Here is a 26,907-nt window from a genome sequence, read left to right as displayed (position 1 = left end):
GGGACTGATCACTGACCACTATCTAATTATCATTACTTTTTTAACTTTTGTTTCCACTCCGTCTTGCGCCGAAATAAAAATCATATACACACCCGAAGCTACTTTGTGTTTTCCAAAAGCAGTGGTATCCCATTCTATTGTTCCGCCTTCAGAAATGGTTTCATGAACCAGATTCCCTTCGATATCCGTGATCTTAATATGGGCTTTATCCAACAATCCGGCAATTTTAACGGTTCCTTGGTATTCCGGCCGCACTGGATTTGGATACACAAAGGCATTGCTTAAATCATCATTTGGCGCAGTCGCAGTTCCTTTGAAAGAAACCAAACCTTTAGCTGTTGCTATAAAAACTTCGCCCGTAGCGCTATTGATATCAATATCATTTATAACATTGCTGGGCAACGGCGAATTATTTATCGTAAAATGATATTTGGTTTCCTGACCGTTTGGCGAAACAAGAAACAAACCCGAATCGGCGGTGCCAATCCATTTATTATTTGCTCCGTCAACAACAATATCAGTAATAAATTGTTCGTATAATAATTCTTGCGCCAGATTATCGTCTAAAATAATTATGGGGTCCGTCGTCATCTGATCTTCTGTTTGAAAACTACCTACATTCCGCAAAACCCGCAATCCTTTTGTGGTACCTATCCAAAGTTGGTTTCTACTATCTACCGCAACTACGTTTACATTTGAAACAGGCAAATTTCCAGTATCTGGTCCAGTTGTTATTTTTTTGAAGACATTGTTGCTTTCATTAAAACCAATAACCCCATCTTCACTAGTAGAAAGCCATTTAGTTCCATTTTTATCAATAGCTATTGTTCCAAAATTATTGTCAATAGCCGAATCCAGAATAGCATCCATCGCATAACTTTGCCATTGTCCATTAGATTTGAACACTTTCAATCCATTTTTTATTCGGCTGGTGGTAACCCAAAGATTTCCTGATTTATCAAATGCCGTTCCGTTAACCCTTATATCTATATAATTAGGACCTACAAAGGTCAAAGACTCAAGACCACTATTGGTTTGATTGTACAAAATTGTAGGGGTATCATCTTCAATTTTTAGCAAACCCGAAAAAAAAGAACTCGCATATACTTCGTTTTCATTGCTTGGATTAACAGTAATTCGGGTCATCGATTGTGCCCCTAAAACTTCTTCATAAGGGATATTCAACCATCCTGTTGCACTAAATTTACTTATACCATAACTGTCTAGCGGATACGGATTATAATCTGCTGAATAATCTCCGTAAACCGTCCAAAGTGAACTTGTCGTAGCTTCAAGCGCAAATATATTGTTCCGAGAAGGACCAATTGGAGTCGTATTTTCGAAAGTCGTAGCTGAAGAAAGGGAAGTAGTAATCAATCCATTTTCTGTTGTTCCAATAAAAATAGCATCCCCTATTATTGTCGCACAATTAAAACTTGGAGTTCTTTCCGTAATTTGGTTTGTACTTATTTGACGCACCATTGCCATCTGACTGTTGTAAATATAAATACTGTTTAGAGTCGTTACTAACAAATAACCAGTAGTTGCTCTCATATCTAAAGCTGGTGATGATAGTGCTAAATATCCCATAAACAAATTAGCATCCGCATCGTATTTATGAATGTACCCTGCAGCATTAACAGCAAATAAATCTGTGCCTAATGTTGCTACACCAGACCAATTTCCGGCAGCAATTGTTTCCCATTGGCTGAAATCAACTAAGTTTTTATTGGAGATATCGGCTCTTTTTATACCACTATTTGTAGCTGCATAAACAAAACCATTAAATAATGTTGTTTGGTTCACCATTATTTCAGCTCCATTTGTACCGATAAAATAGGTATCCCCAAATTGCATGGTAGCCAAATTGAATTGAACAATTCCAAAATCACAGGAAACATAAGCAACACCTTCAAATTCCATGAAGTGATTGATTTTTTTTATGTTTGAAGGAAGTTGTTTATTGATAATATCGACCACATTGAGCATGCTTCCATCGGCTTCATTGATGACTATTATCAACCCGTTTTCGTATCCTACAATTGTTTTATTAAATGTTGCGCTATAGTATAATGCCGAAATAGTTTCTCCGGAAAGCCCATCAACAGTGTTGGTGGTTTTAATTTGGCTTGTCGCTATATTTTTAGAAAACAAGGCGTTTTCTGAAGCAGCAAAAACTGCGGAAGTAGATTCTGATAGATCTTTAATTTCATTGTAAGAGAAATATCCTTGCCACAACAGATTACTTTGGGCAAAACACATTTGGGTAAAAAGTAAAAGCAAAAAATATAAAACGCTCTTTTTCATTATTTGCATAAATATTGGTTTACAAATATAGAACAAACGAAAGTATTAGAATTTTGTTACACAAAAAAATGCCTTCTATCCTTAAGTAGGTAGAAGGCATTTTAAATTATAATTAAACCTGATCTATACCACTCCTTGAGCTAGCATAGCATCAGCTACTTTTACAAATCCTGCAATGTTGGCTCCTTTTACATAGTCAACATAACCATTAGCATCAGAACCATATTTCACACAAGAAGCATGAATATTCAACATAATTCCTTTTAATCTTTCGTCAACTTCTTCAGCACTCCAGCTTAGTCTTAATGAGTTTTGAGACATTTCTAAACCCGAAGTTGCAACTCCACCTGCATTAGATGCTTTTCCTGGTGCGAATAATAATTTTGCGTGTTGAAAAACGAGTACTGCATCTGGCGTTGTTGGCATGTTTGCTCCTTCGGCTACGCAGATACATCCGTGTGCCACTAAAGCTTTTGCTTCGTCTTCATTCAATTCGTTTTGAGTAGCACATGGCAATGCAACATCACATTTTACTTCCCAAGGACGTTTTCCTGCAACGTATTTTGCATTTGGATATTTAGTGATATAATCACTAATCCTACCTCTTAACTCATTTTTAATTACCATTACATGAGCTAATTTATCAACATCAATTCCATCAGCATCATAAATATACCCTCCTGAATCTGACATGGTCACTACTTTTCCTCCTAATTGAGTCGCTTTTTCAGCAGCATATTGTGCTACATTTCCAGAACCGGAAATCACAACTGTTTTTCCTGTAAAACTATCCCCTTTTGTAGCCAACATACTTTGAGCAAAATAAACTGCTCCATAACCTGTTGCTTCTGGCCTAACCAATGATCCTCCAAAAGAGATTCCTTTACCTGTTAAAACACCAGTAAATTCGTTTCTGATTCTTTTATATTGACCAAACATATAACCCACTTCTCTTCCTCCAACACCAATATCTCCAGCAGGAACATCCGTATCTGCACCAATATGTTTGCATAATTCCGTCATGAAACTTTGACAAAAACGCATCACTTCATTATCCGATTTCCCTTTTGTATCAAAATCTGCTCCACCTTTTCCACCACCCATTGGCAATGTAGTTAAGCTATTTTTGAAAGTTTGTTCGAAAGCCAAGAACTTCAGAATACTTAAATTCACTGAAGGATGAAAACGAATTCCTCCTTTATATGGTCCAATTGCAGAATTCATCTGAATACGATATCCCCTATTCACTTGAATTTCTCCTTTATCATCAATCCAAGTTACACGAAACGTAATAATTCGATCTGACTCAACCATTCTTTCCAAAAGCATCTTGTTTTGGTATTTCTTATTCTCTTCGATAAAAGGAATTACTGTTTCAGCAACTTCTACAACTGCTTGCATAAATTCCGGCTCGTTCGGGTTTTTTTTGGCAACCGATTCGATAAAAGTAGTAATGCTTTGTGACATAATAATTAGATTATAAACATTTAAGAAAACGTTTTCGTTTGTGTTCACAAAGATACATCTAAAAAGAATATTTGGCGTAAAATTTTTATTTTATCAATAGAATTATCTATTTATTAACCTATTTTAAAGAAATCTACATTTACAACAGTGTTTATTACGAAATCGTTATAGTTTCCATAAGTAAATACGAATTTGTTTACTTATTTTTTAATCTTCCTTTTTTAAATTTAATGAATGATGTTTTTATATATTTGTCAAGATTTGACAATTTTTCATCTAATGATCAAACAAACAATTTTTACTTTATTTATTTTATTTGGATTTTCAAATATTTCAAGCGCACAATTTGGATTTTCTCATGAAGTAGGGATTATCGCTGGCCCTGTGGCCTTTCAATCCGACTATGGTGAACGTTACGATTTAGACACTAACTCCGGAAATACAGGTATAGGAATTGGAATTATTCATTACCTAAACTTTTCTTATAAAGCCGAATGTAACTGTTATACTCCAGAAACTTATTTTAACGACCATTTCAAATTAAGATCTGAACTTTCTTATAATAAAACCAAATTAGAGCATTTTGGAGAATGGGTCGAACCAAATAAAACCTCTCTTGGAGCAGATCAATTACGTGCAATGAAAGGAAGTACCGCCGTTACAAATATTGGAATGCAACTGGAATATTTCCCATTGAGTATTAGAGACTTTACCGCAAGAATTGGTAGTATAGGGCCGTTCGTAAGTCTTGGAGCCCAATTCAGTTATTATAATGCCGAAGCTTATTCAACAATGGGAACTTTAGGAACACCTTTAACTACATTTCCTAAATATCTAGTCCCTACTGATGATCGTCCTTATGGATTTTCTACTGAAGGCGGATCGGTTTGGTCAGTAGTATCAAGTGTAGGATCCCGTTATAAACTGACTCCTTTACAAGATTTAATGATCGATTTAAGATTCCAATATTATTTTTCCAATTGGGTAGATGGCTTAAATCCTAATCCCGAATTTTTTAAAGAAAACAAAGCGAACGACTGGTTAGTTTGGTTGAATGTGGGTTATATTTATTACTTACAATAGCAACACAAGCGTTTAAAAAAGAAACCCCAATTCTAAAATTAGAATTGGGGTTTCTTTTTTAACTATATTTTTAAGCTAATGCTTGTTTTAAATCTTCGATTAAATCTTCGGCGTCTTCAATACCAACACTCAATCGAACTAAATCGTCAGTGATTCCAACTTCTTTTCGTTTGTCTTCCGGAATAGATGCATGCGTCATTAACGCGGGATGATTCGCTAATGATTCCACTCCACCAAGCGATTCTGCTAAGGTGAAAACTTTCAGTTTCTCCAGAAAATCAATCGCATCTTCTTTTTTACCCGAAACAAAAGTAAACGAAACCATACCTCCAAAACCACTCATTTGCTTTTTGGCAATTTCATGATACGGATGACTCGGTAATCCCGGATAATAAACCGTTTTAATTTTCGGATGCTTACTTAAAAACTCCACCACTTTTCCACCGTTTTCACAATGTCTTTCCATGCGTAAATGCAAGGTTTTTATTCCTCTAAGCACTAAGAAACTATCCATTGGCCCAAGTGTTGCTCCCGTTGCAAATTGTTGAAAATGCAATTGTTCTCCCAGTGCTTCGTCTTTTACAATCAATGCTCCTGCAATAACATCAGAATGTCCTCCAAGATATTTGGTCGCAGAGTGCATCACAATATCAGCTCCTAAATCTAATGGTTTTTGTAAATAGGGAGTTGCAAAAGTATTGTCTACTGCAAAAAGGATTTTATTGGCTGCAGTAATTTTTGCAATTTCCTGAATATCGGCTAATTTCATCAAAGGATTCGTAGGTGTCTCAACCCAAACCAATTTTGTGTTTTCGTTGATTAATGACTTGAATTTCTCGATGTCATTCATATCTACAAAATGGAATTTTATACCTGAATTTTTATAAATACGGGTAAACATTCTATAGGTTCCGCCATACAAATCATCCATCGCTATGATTTCGTCACCAGCTTTAAAAGAACGTAAAACACAATCCGTGGCTGCTAATCCTGATGAAAAAGCCAATCCTCGTGTTCCGTTTTCAATACTTGCCAATGCGTTTTCAAGCGCGCTTCTAGTTGGATTTGCAGCCCTACTGTATTCATAATCCGGATTTATAGGATGCCCAGGACTTGTTTGTACAAATGTTGACGTTTGATATACTGGTGGCATTACTGCTCCCGTACTAGGATCATGATGCTGACCACCGTGAATAACTTTAGTATTAAATTTCATATGTAGATAATATTTATTTTTTAATGGAATATGGTATCGCCATTTTTCATTATTATTTTGTGATTTTGAATCATGGCGATTTCATATCGTTTAATTTTCAAATGCTGAATTGTTTTACAAATTTACCTTTTAATTTATTCTAACCAAGTCACAAGTTGATACCTTTGTATATAATTAACAATTTTGAAATGAAACACTTTATCCTTTTTTCCTTATTACTTTTTTCTGTGGCGCGTTGTTCTAACGAATTGGTTTTTGAAGACCAATCTTTCAAGAAAAAAACGACTTTGCCCTGCAAGGAAAATTGCCCTCAGATAACTGTAAAAATTCCTGTCGCAAAGGATGTTCCCGTTGTTGCGGACAGCATCAATAAAAAAGTGTTTTCAGTATTGAAGGAGATTATTTATTTTGGCGAAAAGCCATATACTTCAACGAATTATAACGGACTGTTAACCTCTTTTATCGGTTCCTATGAAAAAATTCAGAAAGAATTTCCGAATGACAAATTTGGTTGGGAAGCCGACATTGAAGGAAGTATAAAATACCAATCCGACAGTATATTGAATATAGAAATAAAACATTACACCTATACTGGTGGCGCTCATGGCTATCAGGGGTTGCGTTCGCTGCTGTTTGATCCTAACACCGGAAAATTTATTTCGAACAATAAATTATTTAAAGATAAGAATGCTTTTACCGCTTTCGCCGAAAAAAAATTCAGAGCCAAATATAAAATTCCGGAAAACAAATCTATAAATTCAACTGGATTGATGTTTGAGGATGAGAAATTTTATCTGCCCCAAAATATTTTTTATACCGATAAAGGATTACTCCTTTATTACAATTCCTATGAAGCGGCATCGTATGCTGACGGACCAAAAGAATTGTTATTCTCTTATAAAGAAGTAAATGATTATTTACTCGCAAAATAAAACAAAACTTTGCTGAAGAATTGAAAAATGCCGGAAGTTGCAATATGTTTAGTCGCAATACAGCGAAAATCCTATTTATAGTCTCGTTTTTTTAACGAGACTATAATATCGATTATACCGAAAATAACTCCTAAATAAACTTTCTAATGCTCATCATAATCCCAATGTGAAGCGCTTCGTGGAGATTATTAAAAGCTAAGGCATCCTCAACACTTTTTAAAATAAAACCAGTAGAGGTTGGATATTCATTGTAATTTTTGAAGATTTGATTGTCATAATCAGCTTTGGTTTGATTAATAGTTTCAAATAATAAAGATTTTATTTCATCTACTTCAGTTTGTATGGCAATATGTTCCGGCTTAGTTCCCTTTTTATATTTTTCCACTAATTCGTCTGAAATCATCATGGGTAAACCTGAGAGTTTGTACACTAACAGTTGCTGCGTCACGATAATGTGGCCAATATTCCAAATCAAATTATTGCTAAATCCCTCAGGAATCGTGTTGAGTTGCTCTAAAGTGTAACCAGCCAGAAATTTTGAAACCATATTTCTGCTGGTAGCGTTGACGTCAAATGTTTGATTCATTTTTCTAATTTTTTGATAAAAATAATCATTTTACGTCTCAAATGATTTTTCTTTGCACAAAGAAATCGCTATTTACATGGACAAAATATATTATCTCGCTTCTTGCGATACCTGCAGGAAAATCATAAAATCATTACCGAAAGACCATGATTTTAAGTTTCACGACATCAAACAAGATCCAATTACAGTGGAAGAATTGGAGCAAATGCGCGAACTTTCCGGAAGTTACGAAGCGCTTTTCAGCAAAAAAGCACAATTGTACAAATCAATGGATTTTAAGAATAAATCTTTAACTGAAGATGATTTCAAAAAATATATTCTTGAGCATTATACTTTTTTGAGTCGTCCAGTTTTTATTATTGATGGCAAAATTTTCATAGGTAATACGCAACAAAACATGCTACAAGTAATGAAAGCTTTGGCATAATGTCCAAAAGAAACATTGCGCTTATCTGTGCCACCATTGTTTCCTTGATTTACGGCGTTACGTTTACCATTGCCAAAGATGTCATGCCCTTGTACATTGACGCCTATGGCTTTATCTTGTTGCGCGCTGGTGGTTCGATGATTTTGTTTTGGCTAATTTGGTTTATAATGAGATTGCTTCGCCTTACTCGCAACGAGAAAATTGCGCTCAATGATTTTCCTCGAATTATTGCAGCCGCATTTTTTGGTGTGGCGTTTAATATGCTTACATTTTTCAAAGGATTAAGCCTTACTTCTCCCATTAGTGCTGCGGTGATCATGGTTTCGACACCGATGATTGTTTTGACGCTTTCGGCATTGATTATGAAGGAACGCATGCAAAAACGAATGGTTTTTGGGATTATCCTTGGTCTGATAGGAACTGCATTTCTCATTCTGTATGGGAAATCCATTGGCACCGCCACAAACGCCGGATTGGGGAATTTTCTGGTTTTGGTCAACGCCATTTCCTATGGATTCTACCTGATTATCGTCAAGAAATTAATGGATAAATACAATGCCTTTACCTTTGTAAAATGGATTTATTTGTTCGGATTTATTATGGTTTTGCCTTTTGGCTGGAGCCAATTTCAAACTGTTGAATGGGCTTTGGTTCCAATGGATATTTGCTGGAAAATAGGATTTGTGGTTGTTTTTTCAACATTCCTGACCTATTTGCTGAATTTGCTTTCGATGAAAGAATTAAAACCAACCACGGTTGCCGTTTTTATTTATTTACAACCGCTATTCGCAACTATTTTTGCGATAAGCTTAGGCAAAGACGAATTGAGTTTGGTGAAAATTGTTTCCGCAGTTTTAATATTTGTCGGCGTTTATTTGGTAACACAGAAGAAAAAATTAGTTTTCAATCTCGGTAAAAAACCAAAAAAGATACCTGATAAAATTCCCTTAATAAAAAACATTTCTTCTTAAATGTCCTTTCATTTCTTATATGTTTAAAAAACACATTAAAAATTTAACCATAGAAGGCATTTGAAAAAATAGAAGCTTTAAACAAATCCAATCTGTTCAAAAACAACTGAAAACTGACCACTGACCACTTTTTTATTATCTTTGACCTCTTTTAGAAAATTATATGATACAATCAATGACGGGTTTTGGTAAAGCGACTTTGCAATTACCAACCAAAAAAATCACGGTAGAAGTAAAATCCTTAAACAGTAAAGGTTTGGATTTGAATGTGAGAATGCCTTCGCTGTACCGCGAAATGGAATTGGGTTTACGCAACCAAATTGCCCTAAAACTGGAAAGAGGAAAAGTAGATTTTTCTATTTTTATCGAAAGTACCGCTGAACAAACTTCTACCAAAGTTAATGTGCCAATTATAAAAGCATACATTAACCAGTTGAGAGAAGTTTATGCTGATGCTGATGAAACTGAATTAATGAAAATGGCTATTCGCATGCCGGATACCATGAAAATAGAACGTGATGAAATTGATGAAAACGACTGGGTTCAAATCCAAACTGTTATCGAAGAAGCGTTACAAAATATCTTGAACTTTAGAAGAGATGAAGGAATGTCTCTTGAAAAAGAATTTCAATTGCGAATTGGCAATATTCGTCTATACATGACCGAAGCTTTGGCACTTGATCCAGAGCGTGTTCAAGCCATAAAAGACCGTTTACAAACTGCTATCTCAGAACTTAAAGTTAATGTAGACGAAAATCGTTTTGAGCAGGAATTGATTTATTATTTAGAAAAATTAGACATCACCGAAGAAAAAGTACGTTTGACGAATCACTTGGATTATTTCTTGGAAACCATCAACGGAACCGAAGCCAACGGTAGAAAACTAGGTTTCATCACCCAGGAAATGGGACGTGAAATCAACACGATGGGTTCTAAATCCAATCACGCACAAATGCAGAAATTAGTCGTTCAGATGAAAGACGAATTGGAAAAAATTAAGGAACAGGTATTGAACGTATTGTAAAACATATTAGGTAGAGACGCGATTCATCGCGTCTTTATGCATAAAGATAGAAGCATTCATTGCGACTAGAATTAAATAACAACATGAGTACAGGAGGAAAATTAATCGTTTTTTCGGCACCATCAGGATCTGGAAAAACTACCATAGTTAGGCATTTATTAAGCAAAGAAGATTTGAATCTTGAATTTTCTATTTCCGCAGCGACACGTGAAGCACGTGGCGAAGAAGTAAATGGAAAAGATTATTATTTCATGTCATTAGAAGAATTTAAAACGCACATCAAAAACGAAGATTTTGTAGAATGGGAAGAAGTCTATCGCGATAATTTCTACGGAACCTTAAAAAGTGAAGTGGAACGCATTTGGGCCAAAGGAAAAAACGTGATTTTTGATATTGATGTATCTGGCGGATTGCGTATCAAACATAAATTCCCTGATGAAACTTTAGCTGTTTTCGTGAAACCACCAAGCGTGGATGAACTCAAAAGAAGATTAAAGGAACGTTCTACTGAGAGTGAAGACAAAATCAATATGCGTATTGCAAAAGCCTCCGTTGAACTGGCAACAGCACCACAGTTTGATGTTATTATAAAAAACTACGATTTGGATATTGCTCTTGAAGAAGCGTATCAATTGGTAAAGAATTTCGTGAAATAAAATATTGACTTTAGGTTTTAGGTGCTCGGTTTTAATTAGAATCAACACCTAAAATCCAAAACCTAAAACCCTGGTAAATGAAAATAGGTCTGTATTTCGGAACGTTTAATCCCATTCATGTTGGACATCTCATCATTGCCAATCACATGGCGGAGCATGCTGATTTAGACCAAGTTTGGATGGTGGTTACGCCACACAATCCTCTGAAGAAAAAAAGCACGTTGCTCGATGATTACCATCGCTTGCAAATGGTACATCTTGCCTCAGAAGATTTCCCAAAAATCAAACCTTCGGATATTGAGTTTAAATTGTCACAACCGAATTACACCGTGAATACTCTCGTTCACTTACAGGAAAAATATCCAAATTATGAGTTCTCCTTAATCATGGGCGAAGACAATCTCAGGTCGTTGCACAAATGGAAAAACTACGAAGCTATTCTGGCACATCACGATATTTATGTGTATCCAAGACTCGATGCCAAAGGCCGAACAGGCGAAGCAATTTCCTCGGAAACAGAAAATGCAACTTTCAAAAACCATCCAAAAATCCACATGATTGATGCACCTGTTGTTGAAATATCATCGACATTTATTCGGGATAATATCAAAAAAGGGAAAAATGTGCAGCCGTTATTGCCTGCAAAAGTTTGGGAATACATTGATCATAATAACTTTTATAAGAAGTAAATGACACTGTACTTTAGAATTTTTCATCCTATAAAAAAGAAAGGTTGGAATCTGACTTTTTCAGAAAAGCTTTCAAATTACTCCTTAGCTATAGCTTTCTGTCTTGGAACAGCACTTTACTTTATCGAAGACAAATGGAATATAAAGATACCTTACTATTTTAGCTGGATTTTATTAACTGCTTTTTTTGGCCATATTTTAAGTTTTATAATTCGATTAAAAGAACATGAAAACGTAAATGGTTTTTTTGAAGGAAACATACGATTTGAGAGCGAATATATAGAAACCGATAATACACGTTTTTTTTATAAAGACATTTCTAATTTAAAAGTTTCTGTTGGCGATTATTATGGAAAGCCAACAGGAAATTATAAATATGGACCAAGTTATACAAATGGACTCTCCAATTTTATTTCTTTTACTCTTGATGATGAGTACAAGGAATTTTATTTTGAAATAAATACTGAATATTATGTTGAATATTTTTACGGTAATTTAGTTAACATCATCTGTCAGGAAAAAATAAAATACAATAGAAATTATTTAGACTTTATACCAAGTAGTCATAGAGATAACACTCAATTTCGAAAATTCATAACTAAGTTATTAAAAGAAAAAAAGATTGGTTGCACTGAAGGATTACTCATCATGGGATATTCTTCAGATGAAGAAGCCAAAGAAATGAGAGCAAAATATTGTTCTTAAATTACCCCAAAACTCTTTTCAATTCTACTTCAATATTTTCAAAAATAGTATTCAAATTGTCGTTTTTACCGGATAATAAAAATACTTCTGTACTTGGCATTTGCTTGCTGTTCCACAACAATTGGATTTTATTTTCTGCTATTAGACTTTTCGCATTGCAATCCCAAACAACAGCTATTCCGGTATTTTTCGAAATTATTTCCAGCATTTCATATTCGGATGGAATGATATAATTGGGAATCATCGAGGGTCTTTTTTTGTTGAAAACATGCAACCAAAACAATTTGATATGCGGAATCTGCGCATTGTGACTGAACCATTTTTGGTCGTTTAACCAATGTTCAATTGCAGAGAAATTTTTAATTTTGATATTGGATTTTAATTCGGAAGCATCGATATTATTGGAACCTACAATCACTTGTTTAATTTCCCCAACCTTTTTCTGAATGGTGTCAAACGTGTCATATTTTTTGGTGACAACCGCAAAATCAAGTTTTTTAGAATCTACCAATTCAAAAAGCGTGTCGTTTTCATGAAAACTAAAATCGATAAATTCAAATTTTGAAACTAGGGCACTTCCCAAACTGTGCATCAAATGTTTCGAAATTCCAATTGAAATTAATCGGTTTGCATCAAACGCTTTGGCACGAAAACCGTTCTCCACATTTTCCAATCGGTCTAACGCCTCGATGATTAAATTATTAAGTAACTTAGCATATTCCGTTGGTTCCACACCTTTTGACTTTCTATTGAAAAGCTTATAGCCTACATGCGCTTCCAACATGGATATTTGCTGACTAACAGCAGGTTGACTAATAAACAATTCTTTGGCAGCCAAAGAAAAATTCCCGTTTTTATAAACTGATTTAAAGGTTCTGTACCATTCGAGATTGACCATGATATAAATATATTTATCACAAACATAATTTAAATTATTTTTACTAATAGCATATTCGTCCTAAATTTGTACAAACAAAATTAGAAATGAAGAAAATCGCATTATTTGCCATTATAGCATTAACCGTAAGTTGCCTTACAACAACTGCACAAAATAAAAAAAGTATGAAAAAGGTATTATTTGTTGTCACCAGTCACGATAAATTAGGTAACACGGGAGAAAAAACAGGATTTTGGACAGAAGAATTCGCAGCACCTTATTACGAATTATTAGATAAAGGAGTAACCATTGATGTTGCCACTCCGCTAGGTGGACAACCACCCATTGATCCAAAAAGTGAAAATCCATCTGCTGCAACTGAAGATACTAAAAGATTTGACAGCGATACCGAATTATTGGCAAAACTGAAAAATACGCACAAATTAGCCGATGTAAAAGAGTCTGATTATGATGCGGTTTTTTATCCAGGAGGTCACGGCCCGTTATGGGATTTAGCTACAGATAAAAATTCAAGCGCTTTGATTGAAGCATTTTACACTAATAACAAACCGGTCGCTTTTGTTTGTCATTCACCAGCGGTGTTGAAAAACGTAAAAGTAAATGGAGAATTTTTAGTAAAAGGTAAAAAAGTAACTGGATTTTCAAATACTGAGGAAGAAGCGGTGGGATTAACGAATGTAGTTCCATTTTTATTGGAAGATGCTTTGAAAGCTAATGGCGCAACGTATTCAAAAATAGGCGACTGGCAGCCTTATGCCGTGGAAGATGGTTTATTGATTACGGGTCAAAACCCGGCTTCGTCTAAATTAGTTGCAGAAAAATTATTAAACCAATTGAATTCAAAAAAATAAAAAACATGTTAAATTTCGAATTATACAATCCTACTAATTTAATTTTTGGAAAAGGACAAATTGAAAAACTTCCCACTTTAGTTCCACAAGGAGCAAAAATTCTTCTCGCGTATGGCGGTGGAAGCATTTTCAAAAATGGAATTTATGACCAAGTAATCAATACGCTAAAAGGTTTTGAAATCGTGGAATTTGGTGGAATTGAACCAAATCCACATTTTGAAACATTGATGAAAGCAGTTGCGGTTATCAAAGAACAAAAAATAGATTTCATACTCGCCGTAGGTGGTGGTTCCGTAATTGATGGGGTAAAATTCATTTCGGCTGCCGTACATTCTGACGGAAATCCAATTGATATTCTTCAAAAAAGAGTGTTGACTAAAGATTTATCTAAAATTGTTCCTTTTGGAACTATTCTAACGTTACCGGCAACCGGAAGTGAAATGAATTCCGGCGGAGTTGTTACTATTGAATCTACACAAGAAAAACTATCATTTGGCGGTAGCGCCTTGTTTCCTAAATTTTCTATTTGCGATCCAACCGTAATTGAATCTTTACCAAAAAGACAATTGCAAAACGGAGTTGTTGATGCGTATACCCATGTTTTAGAACAATATTTAACGTATCCGCACAAAGGGTATCTTCAAGATAGAATTGCCGAAAGTATTTTACAAACTTTGATTCAAGTTGGCCCTGAAGTGGTTGATAATCCTAAAGATTATGCTTTAGCTTCTAATTTTATGTGGAGTTGTACCATGGCTTTAAATGGATTAATCCAGAAAGGAGTTCCCTCGGATTGGGCAACGCACATGATTGGACATGAATTAACGGCTTTGTATGGAATCGATCATGCCAGAACATTGGCTGTTGTGGGTCCAAATTTATACCGAGTGATGTTTGAAACTAAAAAGGGAAAATTGGCACAATACGGAAAACGTATTTTCAACTTAACTGGAACTGAGGACGAAATCGCTAACGAAGCCATCAACAAAACCGTTGAATTTTTCCATACTATGGGAATGGAAACTAAATTATCCGATTATACTAAAGAGTTTGACAAAACGGCTGATTTTATTGTAAATCGTTTTGAAGAAAGAGGTTGGTTAGGATTGGGAGAAAAGCAAAATATCACTTTAGAAAAGGTAAAATCAATTGTTGAAATGAGTTATTAATTTAAATAACTAGATACTGATTGAAGCAGTTTAAATAAAAAGGCGTTCTCATTTTTAAATGGGGACGCCTTTTAAAATACTAAAACAAAACCAACTAATTCAATCTGCATTATATTTGTTAAATAATTAATTTATAAACATTTACAACGAAGATTACATATACATATTGTGTTAAAAAGTAAAAAAAGTAAAATTATTTTTTAACCTGTATAATTATTACATTTTTAAAACTCTGAAAATGCAAATTTCTTGTTCCAATTTTATTTGTATAATCACTACTTTTTTAAGTACTTTTGATTAAATTTAATAAAAAAATGGCCGAAAATATAAAATTTGCAGTGATTGGCGGGGGAAGTTGGGCAACAGCAATTGCAAAGATGCTCTGCGTAAATCTCTCAGAGATTTCTTGGTATATGCGTAATGAAGCTGCAATAGAACACATTAAAACCTACAAACACAATCCAAATTATTTAAGTTCTGTTGAATTTGACGTCAAAAAACTCAAACTCACGAGCGATATCAATGAAGCTGTGGCTTATGCTGATTATATCATCTTTGCAATTCCATCCGCTTTTTTAGATGCTGAATTGGAGAAACTGACCGTTTCATTGAAAGATAAAATCATTTTTTCGGCAATAAAAGGTATTGTTCCTGAAACAAGCTTAATTGTAGGCGAGCATTTCCATGTCAAATATGACATCCCTTATTATAATATAGGTGTAATTACCGGTCCTTGTCACGCAGAAGAAGTAGCCATGGAGCGATTATCCTATCTAACCATCGCCTGCGGAGATCCTGATAAAGCCAAAATCGTTGCTAAAAATTTATCTGGAAATTATATTAAAACGAAGATTACAGATGATATTATAGGTACCGAATATGCCGCCATGCTAAAAAACATTTATGCTATTGCAGCTGGAATGGCACACGGATTAGGTTATGGTGACAATTTCCAGTCGGTGTTGATGAGTAATGGCATTCGGGAGATGAAAAAATTCATCAAGAAGGTGCATAAAATGAAACGTAACATCAATGATTCCGCTTACTTAGGCGATTTATTGGTTACCGGTTATTCTGTATTCTCCAGAAATAGAATGTTTGGGAATATGATTGGTAAAGGCTACACCGTAAAATCAGCAATGATGGAAATGAGTATGGTTGCCGAAGGTTATTATGCTGCTAAAAGTGCTTATAAACTTAATCAGGTTTACGGAGCTAAAACTCCAATTATTGATGCGGTTTATGAGATTCTATACGAAGGAAAAGATGCTAAAACTATTTTTAAGGCACTGACGGATCAATTGGATTAATTCGGATAAGAGATTACAGATTTAAATAATCAACACATAATGTCATGAGCGAAAGATGGAAATATCAGATTAAAACCGGCGGAATTTGGGGTGTTTTTATGACCATCTTCATGATTTTATTTGAAATAAAAGAAGTTCCTTTTTTAGAACAGGTTTCCAAAACAAGCTTTTATATTCGTGCTGGTGCTTATATTGTTCTTGGAATTTTTGTTTTGGGTTATTTCACGTGGAAATCTAAAAATAAAAGACTCAACAAACAATAATTTATCTCACGATAACTCCATCAACGAATAAAATAGGCACTTCTTCTACAAAATCCTCATGAATGGAATGCGCTTTGAAAATGAATTTTTTGTCGTGCAATTTATCTCCGATAAAATAAGTCAACATAAATTCATTGTTAAGTGCCAGAACACTTTTTTCTATCATTTCTATTTTAATCACTGAAACTGGCGGCACTTCTACAAAAGCATGACGCAAAAGAGAGGTTTTTTTCATTTCTCCGTCTATGGTTCCAAAAGCTTTGGAAACGACCATTACGCTTTCTATAAGGTAGTCACTATCATTTATTAAATAGGCATACCATACTTTCTCCATGAAATCGTCACTCCATTCCTGAACTGCAGCAAGGAATACGTTTTCTACTTCGGGGATGATGATGTCTTTTTTCATGTCATTGCGAAGAATGAAGCAATCTCTTCATTCATTATTAATTATTATTTTAGTATTCAAAATTTAAGTTTCTTGCGAACCGAAATGCCCTAGCCCAGATGGAAACGGCATCCTTTTTCTGGGTTTTTTAGACAGAAAAAGATATAGTGTACAGCTGGAAATAGCTCCTAAAAGCACTAAAGTCCAAAATCGTTATGAGATGGAACCCGTTCCTCGCAATGACTATATACTTGATTTAAATTGCTCCAAGAAACGGACATCATTTTCGTAGAACATACGGATATCGCCGATCTGATACAACAACATGGCGATTCTTTCAATTCCCATTCCGAAGGCAAAACCGTTGTATTCGTCAGGATTGATGCCACAGTTTTTCAAAACGTTAGGATCAACCATTCCACAACCCATGATTTCTAACCAACCGGTTCCTTTGGTGATTCTGTAATCGGTTTCTGTTTTTAGACCCCAATAAATATCAACCTCAGCACTTGGCTCGGTAAACGGGAAATAAGACGGACGCAAACGGATTTTTGATTTTCCGAACATCTCTTTGGTGAAATATAAAAGTGTTTGTTTTAAGTCGGCAAAAGAAACGTCTTTGTCAATGTACAATCCTTCCACTTGATGAAAGATACAGTGCGAACGGGACGAAACAGCCTCATTACGGAAAACTCTTCCCGGAGAAATAGTACGAATTGGCGGTTTATTTTCCTCCATGTAACGCACCTGAACGGATGATGTGTGCGTGCGCAACAAAATATCAGGATTTGTTTGAATAAAAAACGTGTCTTGCATGTCACGCGCCGGATGGTATTCCGGTAAGTTTAATGCTGTGAAATTATGCCAGTCATCTTCGATTTCCGGACCTTCAGAAACGTTGAAACCAATGTTCGAAAAGATGTCTATAATTTGGTTTTTTACTAATGAAATAGGGTGACGAGAGCCAATAGTTATTGGTTCAGCCGAACGCGTCAAATCACCATAAAAGCCTTTGATTTCTTCTTTACTTTCTAAAGCTTCCTGTATGGTTTTTACTTTATCCTCAGCAGAAGTTTTAAGCAAATTGATTACTTGACCGAATTCTTTCTTTTGTTCGTTAGGAACATTTTTGAATTCAGCAAAAAGATCTTTCAAAAGCCCTTTACTTCCAAGAAATTTAATTCGGAATGCTTCTAAATCTGCTGTGTTTTGCGTTGAGAAAGCTTGTGCTTCACCAATATATTCTTTTATCTTGTCTATCATTTTCATCCAATAATTGAGAGTGCAAATTTAGGAAATTTGTTCCAAGTATACTCTTTAAAGTTTAAAGTTTCCGTTCTAAATTGTGACATTGTTCCCTTAGTCCAATAACAGAAACTAAAACATCATTTTTTTTAACCATATAAGAAATGTAAGAGCATTTAAGCCTGAGCTTATAAACTAACCGTTTTTATGAAAAAAACTTATATTTCCTTAATTCCTTAATATGGTTTAATCTATAAGTTCTCTTTCGATAAAATAATTCACAATGGCTTCTTTCATTAAAACCGATTGTTCTCCTGCTTTTAATGGCGGCAATTCCTCTTTTACTTTGTAATGTGGCCATCCTTCTTCATCAAAAAACTCAAATTCGTAGAAACCATATGGCTCTAATAACCTGCAAATCGCGATGTGCATCAGATTTAGTTTTTCGTCTTTCTTGTATTCGCTATGCACTTTTCCGAGTTCTTGTACTCCAATTAGATAAATGATAGCATCGAGATCTAAATCCTCTCCTTGGGAAAATTGATTGGAAAGTATATTTACAAGCTGTTCCCAGCGTTCTTTAAGTTGCGTGTCTCTTGACATTTTTATGAGTTATGAGTTATGAGTCATGAGTTATTAATTCATATACCATAAAATTATTTGGACAAAGATAAGAACTTGTTAATTGGCAATTGATACTGAACAATTCTTTTATATTTGCACTTTTATTTTTACTAATTAATTATCATGGGATTTTTAGATATTATTTTGGGTGTTTTTCTTGCTTTTGCTTTGTATAAAGGCATTAGAAATGGACTTTTTGTAGAATTAGCTTCTTTGGTTTCTTTGTTAGCCGGAATTTATTTTGCCATAAAATTCTCCTCTTTCATCAAGGGAATATTGGCAGGCTTTGTTCATTGGAGTCCCCAAACTATTCAAGTGATTGCTTTTGTTTTTACTTTTATTCTTATTGTGATCGGAATAACGCTTTTGGGAAAATTCCTTACTGGAATCGCAGATTTAGCCTTTTTAGGCTGGTTGAATAAATTAGGTGGTGGTTTCTTCCGGGTACTAAAAACAATTTTAATAATAAGTATTGTCTTTACAATTTTCGAAAAAATAAATTTCAATAATATTTTAGCCAAAAAAGAAACGCTGGACAAATCCCTATTTTACAATCCAATTCAAAAAACTGCAGGGTATATTTTTCCTTCGATAGCAAAATGGTACGATGGTTTGAAGAAGAAATAATCAGTGTTCAGTAAGTGGACACTCTGTTTTAAGTTTCGATTTTGTAAAGCGATTAGCCAATATTGTTTGCTAATTCATTTATTCCAATTTGAATACTGAACACTAATCCCGAAGCGTCGGGACTGAACACTGAATACTATTACTTCACTTCCCTAATCGCATTACTCTCAATCCAACCTTCAGTTCCATCGGTTAATTGCACTTTTTTCCATTTTCCAATGATTTCCTCTACATACACTTTAGTGCCTTCGTGCAGTACGAAAATTGCTGGACCTCCATTTCTAGGTTCGCTTTTTACATCTGCAATTTCTGCAAAAACAATAGCCGGTTTTTCAGTATCAAAATGACTTTTTTCGAAAATTGCCGACGAAACACTAATAAGAATTAGAAAAATAAGCACAAACATTCCAAAAAAGAAGATCCGTTTGGAAACCGTAATTTGTGAAAAATAATATCCAATAAAAAACAACAAGAATGTGGTTGCAAGACCTACTGAAATCCATGCCCAGGTATTGTAATGATAGATTCCCGTAAAGTCACGTACCAGTTTCCCAAAACCAACTTTAGGGATTACTTTAATTTCATCAATAGTTCTTTTTTGAGCAAATTTTAAGTTGTTACTGCTTTCGCTATCATTTGGATCAAGCGCCAATGCTTTTTCATAATTATAAATAGAAGGTGCTACTTTATTCAATTTATAATAAGCATTTCCCAAATTAAAATACAATTCTGAGGAATGCTTGTTGTCTTTCAAAACACTTTCATAAGCAGCAATCGCTTCATTGTATTTCCCTTTTCCGTAGTATTCATTCCCTTTTTCAAAGCCATTTTGGGCAAAGAAAACTTGGGTCGAAAGTAAGAGTATGTATAATATATTTTTCATTTCTATTTTTATTACCACGAAGGCACTGTTTTACTTTTTGCCGCGAAGGCTCAAAGGCTCAAGGTTTATTTTATATTTTCGAAATAAGATGTAAATTAAATAATTAATTCCAATCTACTTTGTGTTTTATCGTCTTTTTGGCCGTACGTTAAATCTGTTTTTCTAAGTCAGAGATTATAAACACCGCTTTATCAAAATCCTGTTGTATTGTAACACTTGAAGATGGTGCATATCGAGCAACTTCACAGTTTTCTGTAAGTGTAATAAAATCATTCACCGCTTCTGGATTTGCATTTCGGGACAACAAAAGTTGTTGAATATTATCTTTGCTCATTTCTGAAGTCTCAATATGCAATTTAGCTTTCAGGAAATTATGCATCGCTTTTTCAAGGGCAATGTAAAACAGTTCTTTGTTGTTGATTTGCTTTTTTGCTTCCGATAAATATTTCTTTGCCAATCTATTATTCATTCGGATTCTATTTCCGGTAATATCGCCATCAATAGCTTCTTTTTTCCTTTTGAATAATACAATCAAAGGCAATAATAGAAACGGGAAGAATAACAATCCGTAAAATAAATTAGACCCAAAGAAATCCTTCTTATTTATAGTCAAAAAATTGCTTTTTAACTTGATGAATTTGAATTGTTCAACATTTCCTATTTTGTTTTTATTCTCTCCTGAATTTGACGCTGTAGGACCATCCGAGGCTGTAGGACCATCGAGAACATTAATCATTATTTCTTTTGAACTTAGTGTTTTATAGGTTCCTGAACCCAAATCAAAATAAGAAAATTTTAATGGTTTTACAGGATATTCCCCTTTGTACTGTGGTATAATAGTATAACTATCAGAAATCTTCCCTGACATTCCCGAAAGTGGCGTATTCACTTGTTCACTATGAACTGCATCATACATTTCCAGTGCATTGGGCACCACCGGTTTTGGCAAGCTGAATAACTTCATATTTCCCTTTCCTGTCACACTTACAACCAAATCAAGACTTTCTCCGTTTTTCAAATCGGTTTTTGATGGCGTTACTTTAAAGCTAAAATTCCCAACAGCTCCAGAGAAATCTTCCGGTTTCCCTGCTTCAGGAAGTGGTTTAACGGTTATTGTTTTTGTTCCCGCAGAAACTCTTTTGTTTCCTTCTGTAACAACCACACGTCCAAACATATCCCTACGATTTGTTGGTAATTGCACATCTATATCTAATGACAAAGGCTCTATTGTTAACTTTCCGGATTTTTGCGGATATAAAACGGTTTTTCTTAATACCACATACCGGTATTTTTGCCCTTTAAACATACCTTCTTCAGCAACAAGCTGTTTGATGTCAATGTTCTGACTCCAGAAATCGTTGTACTTCGGTTTGTTTAACTCTCTCCAATTAGTAATTCCAATATTATAACTGAAATACAATTTATAAACCACCGTAATCGGCTCGTTTATGTACGGATTTGTTTTAGAAATATCAGCAACTAGATAAATATTATCATCTGCTGAAACACTTGTATCGTTAGGATCTCTTGGCTGTTCCGTTGCAGCGGTAACATTTATTTTTACAGGTGACGTTTTATAAATTTGTCCATTGTATTCTATGGCGGCCTGCTTGATAACTAATGTTCCTTTTTGATTTGGCAACAGAAAATAAGAATATACCTTCTCAAAGGAGCTTCTTCCATTTACCCATGATTGACTCACCTGTTGGCTGGGTCCCGCAATAATTCTAAACCCATCAAAAGAGGGCTGATTAAAGTTGTCCCCATCTACATTCATTATAAAATCGATACGAAGTCTTTCGTTTAAGCCTAGTATGGTCTTACTTACTCGCGCCTCAAATTGTACTTGAGCGCTAAGTGAGTTACACACCATTAAAACTAGTACTGCTATAAATTTTTTCATTTTCAAACTATCTAATTGAATTACCAATCTTTCTCCGTTTTCATTGGTTTTCCTTTTACTTTTTGGGCATTCACTTTATCCTGAACTTTCTTTTCTTCCTTATTTACCGCGTCCAAAAGATTTTCTAAACGTTCTTTAGAGATTCCTCCTGGTGCTGGTTTTGGTTCCCCTTTATCATTTGGTTTAGGACCTTTATTATCTTTATCCTTGTCGCCTTTATCGTCTTTCTTGTCTTTATCTTTGTCGTCCTTTTTATCTTTGTCGCCGTCTTTTTTCTTGTCGTCCTTTTTCTTGTCTTTATCCTTATCGCTTTTCTTGTCGTCTTTCTTTTTGTCATCCTTTGGCGGATTTTCTTTTAGCTTTTTCTTTGCCAAAGCATAATTATAACGGGTTTCTTCATCTGTAGGGTCATTTCGCAATGCATTTTTATAGGCTTCCACCGCTTGCGTATAATCCTTTTCTTTCATGAAAACATTTCCTAAATTATGAAAGGCTCGGTGTTTATCAGGTCTTGATTTGGCGTTTTTTAATGCTTTTGCGTAAGCAAATTTTGCCTCGGCAACTTGATTTTGCTTATAAATAGCATTTCCTAAATTGTACGGAGCAATCGTTTTATTCGGAAATTTTGAATCCGAAATTCTATAATTAGCTTCGGCATCCACAAATTTATTTTCAGCATATTCCTCATTTGCTTTAGGCAATATTCTGTCTTTCTGTTGGGCGTTTACAACAAAAGAAAGGAGTAATAAAAGATGTAAAATTAAGTTCTTCATTTTATTTTTTAAATGTAAGCGTCAAAAGTATTTTTTTGTTTTAGTTCCAATAAAGGAGCGTCTTCCAGAAACTTTACCCTTTATATTTTATTTATTCTCGTTAAATAAATTCAATTTGTTTACCCAACTTGTTTTTCTTTCTAAAAGAAAAATATCCAGAAATAAGAAAACAAAAGCAAAACCTAAAAACCATTGAAACTGCGATTGAAAATCAGCCATTTCTGTCGCTTCAAATTCTGTTTTTTGGATTTTATCCAAAGCATTTTTGATATATTCCAGCACTTCTTTGGTATTATTCCCGTTAATATAACCACCTTTAGTAGCTTTTGCAATAGCCGTTAAACTTTCTGGAACCAGTTTCGTTATTACCACCTCATTATTATTGTCTCTTTTAAAACTCTCTACAATGCCGTTTCTTTTCAATGGAATCGTACCTCCTTTTTCAGTTCCTATTCCTATTGTGATGATTTTTACACCTAATTTACTAGCTTCTTCTGCTGCTGCTTCTGCTCCTTCGGTATGGTCTTCACCATCGGAAATCATAATCAATAATTTACTCGTTTTTTTATCATCAAAATAAGTCGTTGATAGTTTGATTGCTTCATTGAATGATGTTCCCACAGAGGAAACCATATCCGTATTCATGCTTTGCAAATACATTTTTGCTACACTATAATCCGTCGTGATAGGCAATACCGGAAAAGCACTTCCGGCGTAAGCGACAATTCCTATTCTGTCACTCCCTAATTGATTGATAATTTGCGAAACAATTTGCTTGCTTTTGTCCAAACGATTGGGCGCTACATCCTCGGCCAGCATACTTTTGGACACATCTATTACAAAAACGATGTCAATTCCTTCTCGTTTTACGGTTTCCATTTTAGTTCCAATCTTTGGATTTACCAATCCAAGAATCAATCCAAGTAATGCCAGTAATAACAATACTAACTTCAAAACTGGTTTAAAAACAGAGCTTTCCGGGCTTAGTTTTTTCACCATTTCTAAATCACCAAATTCGTGTTGTTTTTTTCTTTTCCAATATAAATTAACCAGAAAAACCAACACCACAATGGGCAGTATAAAAAGAAGGTATAAATATTTTTTTTCGTCTAATTCCATTTCTAATTTTAGATTTCTGAATTTTGATCTTAGATTTTTACTCTAAATCTAAATTCTAAACTTGATGATTTCAATTCCAATATTCCAATTCCGACTCCCTTCCCTTCGGGGAGTCCCGATGCTTCGAGAGGACTGGGGATTCTAAATAAAGCTTTTAAAAACCGTATTACGTAATCCTATTTCAAGCAATAACAAAAACCCTGCAAACCAAATAAAAGGTCTGAATTTTTCATCATAATCATAGAATTTCAGTTCCTCAATTTCTGTGGTTTCCAGTTTATTGATTGAAGCGTAAATCTCGGCTAATTTACTATTGCTCGTGGCTCTAAAATATTTTCCATCCGTTTTTCTGGCGATATTTTTCATCAATTGTTCGTCAATCTCTACCTTCATCATTTGGAATAAAAACTGTCCGTTTGGTGCCACTGCATAAGGAAACATTGCCATTCCATTGGTTCCAATTCCTACAGTGTATACTTTAATTCCATATTGTTTGGCGATATCAGATGCTGTTTCCGGTTCGATGAATCCAGCATTATTTACTCCGTCTGTCAGAAGAATAATTACTTTACTCTTTGCCTTACTGTCTTTCAAACGGTTTACAGCGGTTGCTAATCCCATTCCTATTCCTGTTCCGTCTTGTAAAACAGTATCGTATTTTATACTGTTGATAGCATCCAGAATAACTGCTTTATCACTGGTTACAGGCGTTTTTGTATACGCCTCCGAAGCATAAACTACCAATCCAATCCTATCATTTGGTCGTTCTTCAACAAAATCGGCCGCTACTCTTTTCAGTGCTTCCATTCGGTTTGGTTTTAAATCTTTGGCAAGCATACTTCCGGAAACGTCTACTGCCATGACAATATCGATTCCTTTGGTAGTTTTGGTTTTGTTGCTTACATCAACCGTTCTTGGTCTTGCCATTGCAACAATCAAAGAACATAAAGCCAACACTCGAAACACATTCAATACTGGTTTCAGCTTTGTTAAATAAGAAGTTGTGCCTTTAAATCCCTGTAATGAACTTATTTTTAACGTCGCTGATTGTTGGTTTTTTTTCCAAAACAACCAAACAATTGCAACTGGAATCAACAGAAACAACCAAAAAAATTCTGGGTTTAAAAAAGTTATTTTGTCCATTATTTATTTGCTTGTTTTAATTCGACAGAGTTCAAAACTCTTTCTGATATTTCATTTGCATACGTATCCCCTTCTTCATGGAAGAGTAAAATTTGTTGCAATCCGCCTTCTTGACTAAACAACAATGCTTCATAATACATTTTAACGCTTGTTTTATTATCATCATCAATTTGCGAGAATGTTCCGTAGGCTTTCAATCCTTTAATTCCTTCTTTGGTTTCAAAATCCTCTTGCTTAACAATCATGTTTTGGGCTCCTTGAGCTTCAAATGATTGTAGCGCACCGTCCATTGATTTTGCCAAATCTATTTCTGTCTCCTGTTTGTATTTTAAAGTAGAAACCATCAGGTAAAAAGGATCTACAACACTTCCATATGCAAAAGATTGCATCTCTTTAATTAAAGCCATCCCATTTCTAGGCAGTGTTTTGGTCAAATCAACTCTTTTCAACACTTTTGGTGTTTCTATAATAATGCCTGGATTTCCGTAATCACTTTTCACCCATTCGCCCTCCAATAATTCTTTAGTAGGATGTCCAAAAATATTGTCTTTTACATAATCAAATCCTTTCAGAACGATGAAAAAAGTGGTTACTGCTACCACTAAAAAGACAACCGAAGCAACTGCAGTAACGATACGCTTATTCCTCTTTTTTTGTAATTGAATTTGTATCTGTTTTTGTCTTTGTGCCTCATTCAATAAAGTATCTTCTTCTACCGGAACTTCCACCGGAATGGAATTATCCAATGTCAGAATTGCTTTTTGAATCTTATTCCGGTCTTCGGTAATTTCAAAATCCAATGGTTTAGATTTTGCAAATTTTACTAAATCAGCTTGTTTCAATACACGTTCCAGATTTTCGATGGTTTCCTGTGAAAGTGTCATTTTCTTTTTGACAGAAGCCGCTCTAAGTCCCTGAATCAGTTCCGAAGTAGTACTTTCCATTGCTGGAATTTCAATCGCCTCTTCAATATAATTTCTGGCAATATCCGTCAATTCACTGTAATAGGCTTTGACTTCTCCTTTTTGCCAAAGTTCTTTTTTCTCCAAAGTATCCAGCAAACTAGTCGCTTTCTCTATTGGAGTTTTATAAATTTCTTCTTGTAATTTCTTTTGCTGACGTTTTTTAATAACCCAATAAATCAAAACTCCAATTCCAACAACCAAGGCGATAATCAAAAGATATTTCCACCAATCTCCTATTGAATTGTCCGCAGGAGCGATATCCTTAATATCGAACATTTTCTGTTTTAAAGTATCAACCTGAACATTCGCCACTTCAACCAAAAGCGAATCCGTCATATAAGGTTTACTGTCGATGAAAATCTTTATACTGGGAATAACATATCTACCGGAATCAAACTGGGTTAAACCGTATTTTTTAATTAATTCATAACGGCCGTCCGTTTTGATGGTATCAATAGGATAGGACTGAATTATCTCTAAAGCTCCAATGTTTTTCAGATTAGGGAAAATCACTTTAGAAGAGGTATCAACAGTCGTTTTGATCGATAGTTTAAATTCAGCTCCAATTTTATTTTTAATCGTGTCAATACTTGTAACTACTTGTTTTTGTTGCGCAAAAACAGCCGTAGAAAGCAGCAATAATAGTAGGTATAATTGTTTTTTCATCTTTTATTATTGAACCC

At 34.6% G+C, this 26,907-nt stretch carries 27 protein-coding genes; 13 read left to right on the top strand and 14 right to left on the bottom strand.

The window, feature by feature from the left end; translation table 11 throughout:
* Positions 1 to 18: 18 nt before the first annotated feature.
* Entirely contained in the window at positions 19 to 2,307 is a 2,289-nt protein-coding gene (gene porZ / locus ACM55F_RS06820) for a type IX secretion system anionic LPS delivery protein PorZ (protein ID WP_416853041.1), read from the bottom strand.
* 123 nt (positions 2,308 to 2,430) lie between these two features.
* The gene (gene gdhA, locus ACM55F_RS06815; protein ID WP_416853040.1) at positions 2,431 to 3,774 is read right to left on the bottom strand and encodes an NADP-specific glutamate dehydrogenase; all 1,344 of its coding nucleotides are present in this window, start codon (positions 3,772 to 3,774) and stop codon (positions 2,431 to 2,433) included.
* A gap of 279 nt (positions 3,775 to 4,053) precedes the next feature.
* Between gdhA and ACM55F_RS06810 the strand changes: the two genes are divergently transcribed.
* Complete coding sequence (locus ACM55F_RS06810; protein ID WP_416853039.1) at positions 4,054 to 4,857, top strand: THC0290_0291 family protein; 804 nt, start codon at positions 4,054 to 4,056, stop codon at positions 4,855 to 4,857.
* 70 nt (positions 4,858 to 4,927) lie between these two features.
* Here the strand turns inward: ACM55F_RS06810 and ACM55F_RS06805 are convergent, their stop codons facing one another.
* Complete coding sequence (locus ACM55F_RS06805; RefSeq protein WP_416853037.1) at positions 4,928 to 6,073, bottom strand: cystathionine gamma-synthase; 1,146 nt, start codon at positions 6,071 to 6,073, stop codon at positions 4,928 to 4,930.
* Between the two features lie 188 nt (positions 6,074 to 6,261).
* On the opposite strand from ACM55F_RS06805, the gene ACM55F_RS06800 reads away from it, so the two are divergent.
* The gene (locus ACM55F_RS06800; protein ID WP_416853035.1) at positions 6,262 to 7,005 is read left to right on the top strand and encodes a DUF3298 and DUF4163 domain-containing protein; all 744 of its coding nucleotides are present in this window, start codon (positions 6,262 to 6,264) and stop codon (positions 7,003 to 7,005) included.
* A gap of 130 nt (positions 7,006 to 7,135) precedes the next feature.
* Here the strand turns inward: ACM55F_RS06800 and ACM55F_RS06795 are convergent, their stop codons facing one another.
* Positions 7,136 to 7,591 (bottom strand): DinB family protein, encoded by a 456-nt coding sequence (locus ACM55F_RS06795; RefSeq protein WP_416853034.1) that lies wholly within the window; start codon positions 7,589 to 7,591, stop codon positions 7,136 to 7,138.
* 76 nt (positions 7,592 to 7,667) lie between these two features.
* On the opposite strand from ACM55F_RS06795, the gene ACM55F_RS06790 reads away from it, so the two are divergent.
* The 6 genes from ACM55F_RS06790 (at position 7,668) to ACM55F_RS06765 (ending at position 12,063) form a co-directional block, all read left to right on the top strand.
* Positions 7,668 to 8,018: an arsenate reductase family protein gene (locus ACM55F_RS06790; protein WP_416853032.1), complete on the top strand. Its 351-nt coding sequence runs from the start codon at positions 7,668 to 7,670 to the stop codon at positions 8,016 to 8,018.
* Positions 8,018 to 8,989: a DMT family transporter gene (locus ACM55F_RS06785; RefSeq protein WP_416853031.1), complete on the top strand. Its 972-nt coding sequence runs from the start codon at positions 8,018 to 8,020 to the stop codon at positions 8,987 to 8,989. The genes ACM55F_RS06790 and ACM55F_RS06785 overlap by 1 nt, the downstream gene beginning before the upstream one ends.
* Before the next feature lie 163 nt (positions 8,990 to 9,152).
* Positions 9,153 to 10,013: a YicC/YloC family endoribonuclease gene (locus ACM55F_RS06780; RefSeq protein ID WP_416853029.1), complete on the top strand. Its 861-nt coding sequence runs from the start codon at positions 9,153 to 9,155 to the stop codon at positions 10,011 to 10,013.
* Between the two features lie 83 nt (positions 10,014 to 10,096).
* A complete protein-coding gene (gene gmk, locus ACM55F_RS06775) occupies positions 10,097 to 10,669 on the top strand; it encodes a guanylate kinase (protein ID WP_416853028.1) in 573 nt (190 codons plus the stop codon).
* 77 nt (positions 10,670 to 10,746) lie between these two features.
* A complete protein-coding gene (nadD, locus tag ACM55F_RS06770; protein WP_416853027.1) occupies positions 10,747 to 11,358 on the top strand; it encodes a nicotinate (nicotinamide) nucleotide adenylyltransferase in 612 nt (203 codons plus the stop codon).
* Positions 11,359 to 12,063 carry a hypothetical protein gene (locus ACM55F_RS06765; RefSeq protein WP_416853026.1) on the top strand — a complete coding sequence of 235 codons (705 nt, stop codon included), beginning with the start codon at positions 11,359 to 11,361 and terminating at the stop codon, positions 12,061 to 12,063.
* A gap of 1 nt (position 12,064) precedes the next feature.
* On the opposite strand, the gene ACM55F_RS06760 is transcribed toward ACM55F_RS06765, so the two are convergent.
* Positions 12,065 to 12,961 carry a LysR family transcriptional regulator gene (locus ACM55F_RS06760; protein WP_416853025.1) on the bottom strand — a complete coding sequence of 299 codons (897 nt, stop codon included), beginning with the start codon at positions 12,959 to 12,961 and terminating at the stop codon, positions 12,065 to 12,067.
* Between the two features lie 86 nt (positions 12,962 to 13,047).
* Between ACM55F_RS06760 and ACM55F_RS06755 the strand changes: the two genes are divergently transcribed.
* The 4 genes from ACM55F_RS06755 (at position 13,048) to ACM55F_RS06740 (ending at position 16,554) form a co-directional block, all read left to right on the top strand.
* Positions 13,048 to 13,812, top strand: a complete 765-nt coding sequence (locus tag ACM55F_RS06755; protein ID WP_416853024.1) for a type 1 glutamine amidotransferase domain-containing protein — start codon at positions 13,048 to 13,050, stop codon at positions 13,810 to 13,812.
* Positions 13,813 to 13,817: 5 nt separating this feature from the next.
* On the top strand, positions 13,818 to 14,981 hold the full coding sequence (locus tag ACM55F_RS06750; RefSeq protein WP_416853023.1) for an iron-containing alcohol dehydrogenase: 1,164 nt from the start codon (positions 13,818 to 13,820) through the stop codon (positions 14,979 to 14,981).
* Positions 14,982 to 15,295: 314 nt separating this feature from the next.
* Positions 15,296 to 16,291, top strand: coding sequence for an NAD(P)H-dependent glycerol-3-phosphate dehydrogenase (locus tag ACM55F_RS06745; protein WP_416853022.1), 996 nt, complete (start codon positions 15,296 to 15,298; stop codon positions 16,289 to 16,291).
* Between the two features lie 44 nt (positions 16,292 to 16,335).
* Positions 16,336 to 16,554: a hypothetical protein gene (locus ACM55F_RS06740; RefSeq protein ID WP_416853021.1), complete on the top strand. Its 219-nt coding sequence runs from the start codon at positions 16,336 to 16,338 to the stop codon at positions 16,552 to 16,554.
* A gap of 1 nt (position 16,555) precedes the next feature.
* Here the strand turns inward: ACM55F_RS06740 and ACM55F_RS06735 are convergent, their stop codons facing one another.
* The 3 genes from ACM55F_RS06735 to ACM55F_RS06725 all read right to left on the bottom strand — a co-directional run bounded on the left by ACM55F_RS06735 (position 16,556) and on the right by ACM55F_RS06725 (position 18,790).
* Positions 16,556 to 16,963, bottom strand: a complete 408-nt coding sequence (locus ACM55F_RS06735; protein WP_416853020.1) for a hypothetical protein — start codon at positions 16,961 to 16,963, stop codon at positions 16,556 to 16,558.
* 222 nt (positions 16,964 to 17,185) lie between these two features.
* Complete coding sequence (gene pheS, locus ACM55F_RS06730) at positions 17,186 to 18,205, bottom strand: phenylalanine--tRNA ligase subunit alpha (RefSeq protein WP_416853019.1); 1,020 nt, start codon at positions 18,203 to 18,205, stop codon at positions 17,186 to 17,188.
* A 228-nt stretch (positions 18,206 to 18,433) separates the two neighbouring features.
* The gene (locus tag ACM55F_RS06725; protein WP_291248106.1) at positions 18,434 to 18,790 is read right to left on the bottom strand and encodes a hypothetical protein; all 357 of its coding nucleotides are present in this window, start codon (positions 18,788 to 18,790) and stop codon (positions 18,434 to 18,436) included.
* Between the two features lie 144 nt (positions 18,791 to 18,934).
* On the opposite strand from ACM55F_RS06725, the gene ACM55F_RS06720 reads away from it, so the two are divergent.
* On the top strand, positions 18,935 to 19,438 hold the full coding sequence (locus ACM55F_RS06720; RefSeq protein ID WP_416853018.1) for a CvpA family protein: 504 nt from the start codon (positions 18,935 to 18,937) through the stop codon (positions 19,436 to 19,438).
* 139 nt (positions 19,439 to 19,577) lie between these two features.
* On the opposite strand, the gene ACM55F_RS06715 is transcribed toward ACM55F_RS06720, so the two are convergent.
* The 6 genes from ACM55F_RS06715 to ACM55F_RS06690 form a co-directional block, all read right to left on the bottom strand.
* Positions 19,578 to 20,321, bottom strand: coding sequence for a tetratricopeptide repeat protein (locus tag ACM55F_RS06715; RefSeq protein ID WP_416853017.1), 744 nt, complete (start codon positions 20,319 to 20,321; stop codon positions 19,578 to 19,580).
* A 148-nt stretch (positions 20,322 to 20,469) separates the two neighbouring features.
* Complete coding sequence (locus tag ACM55F_RS06710; RefSeq protein ID WP_416853016.1) at positions 20,470 to 22,224, bottom strand: BatD family protein; 1,755 nt, start codon at positions 22,222 to 22,224, stop codon at positions 20,470 to 20,472.
* A gap of 20 nt (positions 22,225 to 22,244) precedes the next feature.
* On the bottom strand, positions 22,245 to 22,997 hold the full coding sequence (locus ACM55F_RS06705) for a tetratricopeptide repeat protein (protein ID WP_416853015.1): 753 nt from the start codon (positions 22,995 to 22,997) through the stop codon (positions 22,245 to 22,247).
* A gap of 87 nt (positions 22,998 to 23,084) precedes the next feature.
* Entirely contained in the window at positions 23,085 to 24,116 is a 1,032-nt protein-coding gene (locus tag ACM55F_RS06700; protein WP_416853014.1) for a VWA domain-containing protein, read from the bottom strand.
* Between the two features lie 141 nt (positions 24,117 to 24,257).
* On the bottom strand, positions 24,258 to 25,259 hold the full coding sequence (locus ACM55F_RS06695; RefSeq protein WP_416853013.1) for a vWA domain-containing protein: 1,002 nt from the start codon (positions 25,257 to 25,259) through the stop codon (positions 24,258 to 24,260).
* Positions 25,259 to 26,890, bottom strand: a complete 1,632-nt coding sequence (locus ACM55F_RS06690) for a hypothetical protein (protein ID WP_416853012.1) — start codon at positions 26,888 to 26,890, stop codon at positions 25,259 to 25,261. The genes ACM55F_RS06695 and ACM55F_RS06690 overlap by 1 nt, the downstream gene beginning before the upstream one ends.
* Positions 26,891 to 26,907: the final 17 nt, after the last annotated feature.

The organism is Flavobacterium melibiosi, from assembly GCF_048158545.1.
Taxonomy (GTDB): domain Bacteria; phylum Bacteroidota; class Bacteroidia; order Flavobacteriales; family Flavobacteriaceae; genus Flavobacterium; species Flavobacterium melibiosi.
Note: the sequence above shows the minus strand (reverse complement) of the source record. Positions and strands in the feature narration are given on the sequence as shown.

Excerpts from the sequence above, each read along its gene's own strand:
- ACM55F_RS06790 (WP_416853032.1), top strand. The coding sequence starts at position 7,668 with ATGGACAAAATATATTATCTCGCTTCTTGCGATACCTGCAGGAAAATC.
- ACM55F_RS06695 (WP_416853013.1), bottom strand. The coding sequence starts at position 25,259 with ATGGACAAAATAACTTTTTTAAACCCAGAATTTTTTTGGTTGTTTCTG.
- ACM55F_RS06745 (WP_416853022.1), top strand. The coding sequence starts at position 15,296 with ATGGCCGAAAATATAAAATTTGCAGTGATTGGCGGGGGAAGTTGGGCA.
- ACM55F_RS06795 (WP_416853034.1), bottom strand. The coding sequence starts at position 7,591 with ATGAATCAAACATTTGACGTCAACGCTACCAGCAGAAATATGGTTTCA.
- ACM55F_RS06710 (WP_416853016.1), bottom strand. The coding sequence starts at position 22,224 with ATGAAAAAATTTATAGCAGTACTAGTTTTAATGGTGTGTAACTCACTT.
- ACM55F_RS06810 (WP_416853039.1), top strand. The coding sequence starts at position 4,054 with ATGATCAAACAAACAATTTTTACTTTATTTATTTTATTTGGATTTTCA.
- ACM55F_RS06785 (WP_416853031.1), top strand. The coding sequence starts at position 8,018 with ATGTCCAAAAGAAACATTGCGCTTATCTGTGCCACCATTGTTTCCTTG.
- ACM55F_RS06800 (WP_416853035.1), top strand. The coding sequence starts at position 6,262 with ATGAAACACTTTATCCTTTTTTCCTTATTACTTTTTTCTGTGGCGCGT.
- ACM55F_RS06780 (WP_416853029.1), top strand. The coding sequence starts at position 9,153 with ATGATACAATCAATGACGGGTTTTGGTAAAGCGACTTTGCAATTACCA.
- ACM55F_RS06805 (WP_416853037.1), bottom strand. The coding sequence starts at position 6,073 with ATGAAATTTAATACTAAAGTTATTCACGGTGGTCAGCATCATGATCCT.
- gmk (WP_416853028.1), top strand. The coding sequence starts at position 10,097 with ATGAGTACAGGAGGAAAATTAATCGTTTTTTCGGCACCATCAGGATCT.
- ACM55F_RS06705 (WP_416853015.1), bottom strand. The coding sequence starts at position 22,997 with ATGAAGAACTTAATTTTACATCTTTTATTACTCCTTTCTTTTGTTGTA.
- ACM55F_RS06750 (WP_416853023.1), top strand. The coding sequence starts at position 13,818 with ATGTTAAATTTCGAATTATACAATCCTACTAATTTAATTTTTGGAAAA.
- nadD (WP_416853027.1), top strand. The coding sequence starts at position 10,747 with ATGAAAATAGGTCTGTATTTCGGAACGTTTAATCCCATTCATGTTGGA.
- ACM55F_RS06760 (WP_416853025.1), bottom strand. The coding sequence starts at position 12,961 with ATGGTCAATCTCGAATGGTACAGAACCTTTAAATCAGTTTATAAAAAC.
- ACM55F_RS06765 (WP_416853026.1), top strand. The coding sequence starts at position 11,359 with ATGACACTGTACTTTAGAATTTTTCATCCTATAAAAAAGAAAGGTTGG.
- porZ (WP_416853041.1), bottom strand. The coding sequence starts at position 2,307 with ATGAAAAAGAGCGTTTTATATTTTTTGCTTTTACTTTTTACCCAAATG.
- ACM55F_RS06755 (WP_416853024.1), top strand. The coding sequence starts at position 13,048 with ATGAAGAAAATCGCATTATTTGCCATTATAGCATTAACCGTAAGTTGC.
- ACM55F_RS06690 (WP_416853012.1), bottom strand. The coding sequence starts at position 26,890 with ATGAAAAAACAATTATACCTACTATTATTGCTGCTTTCTACGGCTGTT.
- ACM55F_RS06700 (WP_416853014.1), bottom strand. The coding sequence starts at position 24,116 with ATGGAATTAGACGAAAAAAAATATTTATACCTTCTTTTTATACTGCCC.
- pheS (WP_416853019.1), bottom strand. The coding sequence starts at position 18,205 with ATGATAGACAAGATAAAAGAATATATTGGTGAAGCACAAGCTTTCTCA.
- ACM55F_RS06725 (WP_291248106.1), bottom strand. The coding sequence starts at position 18,790 with ATGTCAAGAGACACGCAACTTAAAGAACGCTGGGAACAGCTTGTAAAT.
- gdhA (WP_416853040.1), bottom strand. The coding sequence starts at position 3,774 with ATGTCACAAAGCATTACTACTTTTATCGAATCGGTTGCCAAAAAAAAC.
- ACM55F_RS06720 (WP_416853018.1), top strand. The coding sequence starts at position 18,935 with ATGGGATTTTTAGATATTATTTTGGGTGTTTTTCTTGCTTTTGCTTTG.
- ACM55F_RS06740 (WP_416853021.1), top strand. The coding sequence starts at position 16,336 with ATGAGCGAAAGATGGAAATATCAGATTAAAACCGGCGGAATTTGGGGT.
- ACM55F_RS06735 (WP_416853020.1), bottom strand. The coding sequence starts at position 16,963 with ATGAAAAAAGACATCATCATCCCCGAAGTAGAAAACGTATTCCTTGCT.
- ACM55F_RS06715 (WP_416853017.1), bottom strand. The coding sequence starts at position 20,321 with ATGAAAAATATATTATACATACTCTTACTTTCGACCCAAGTTTTCTTT.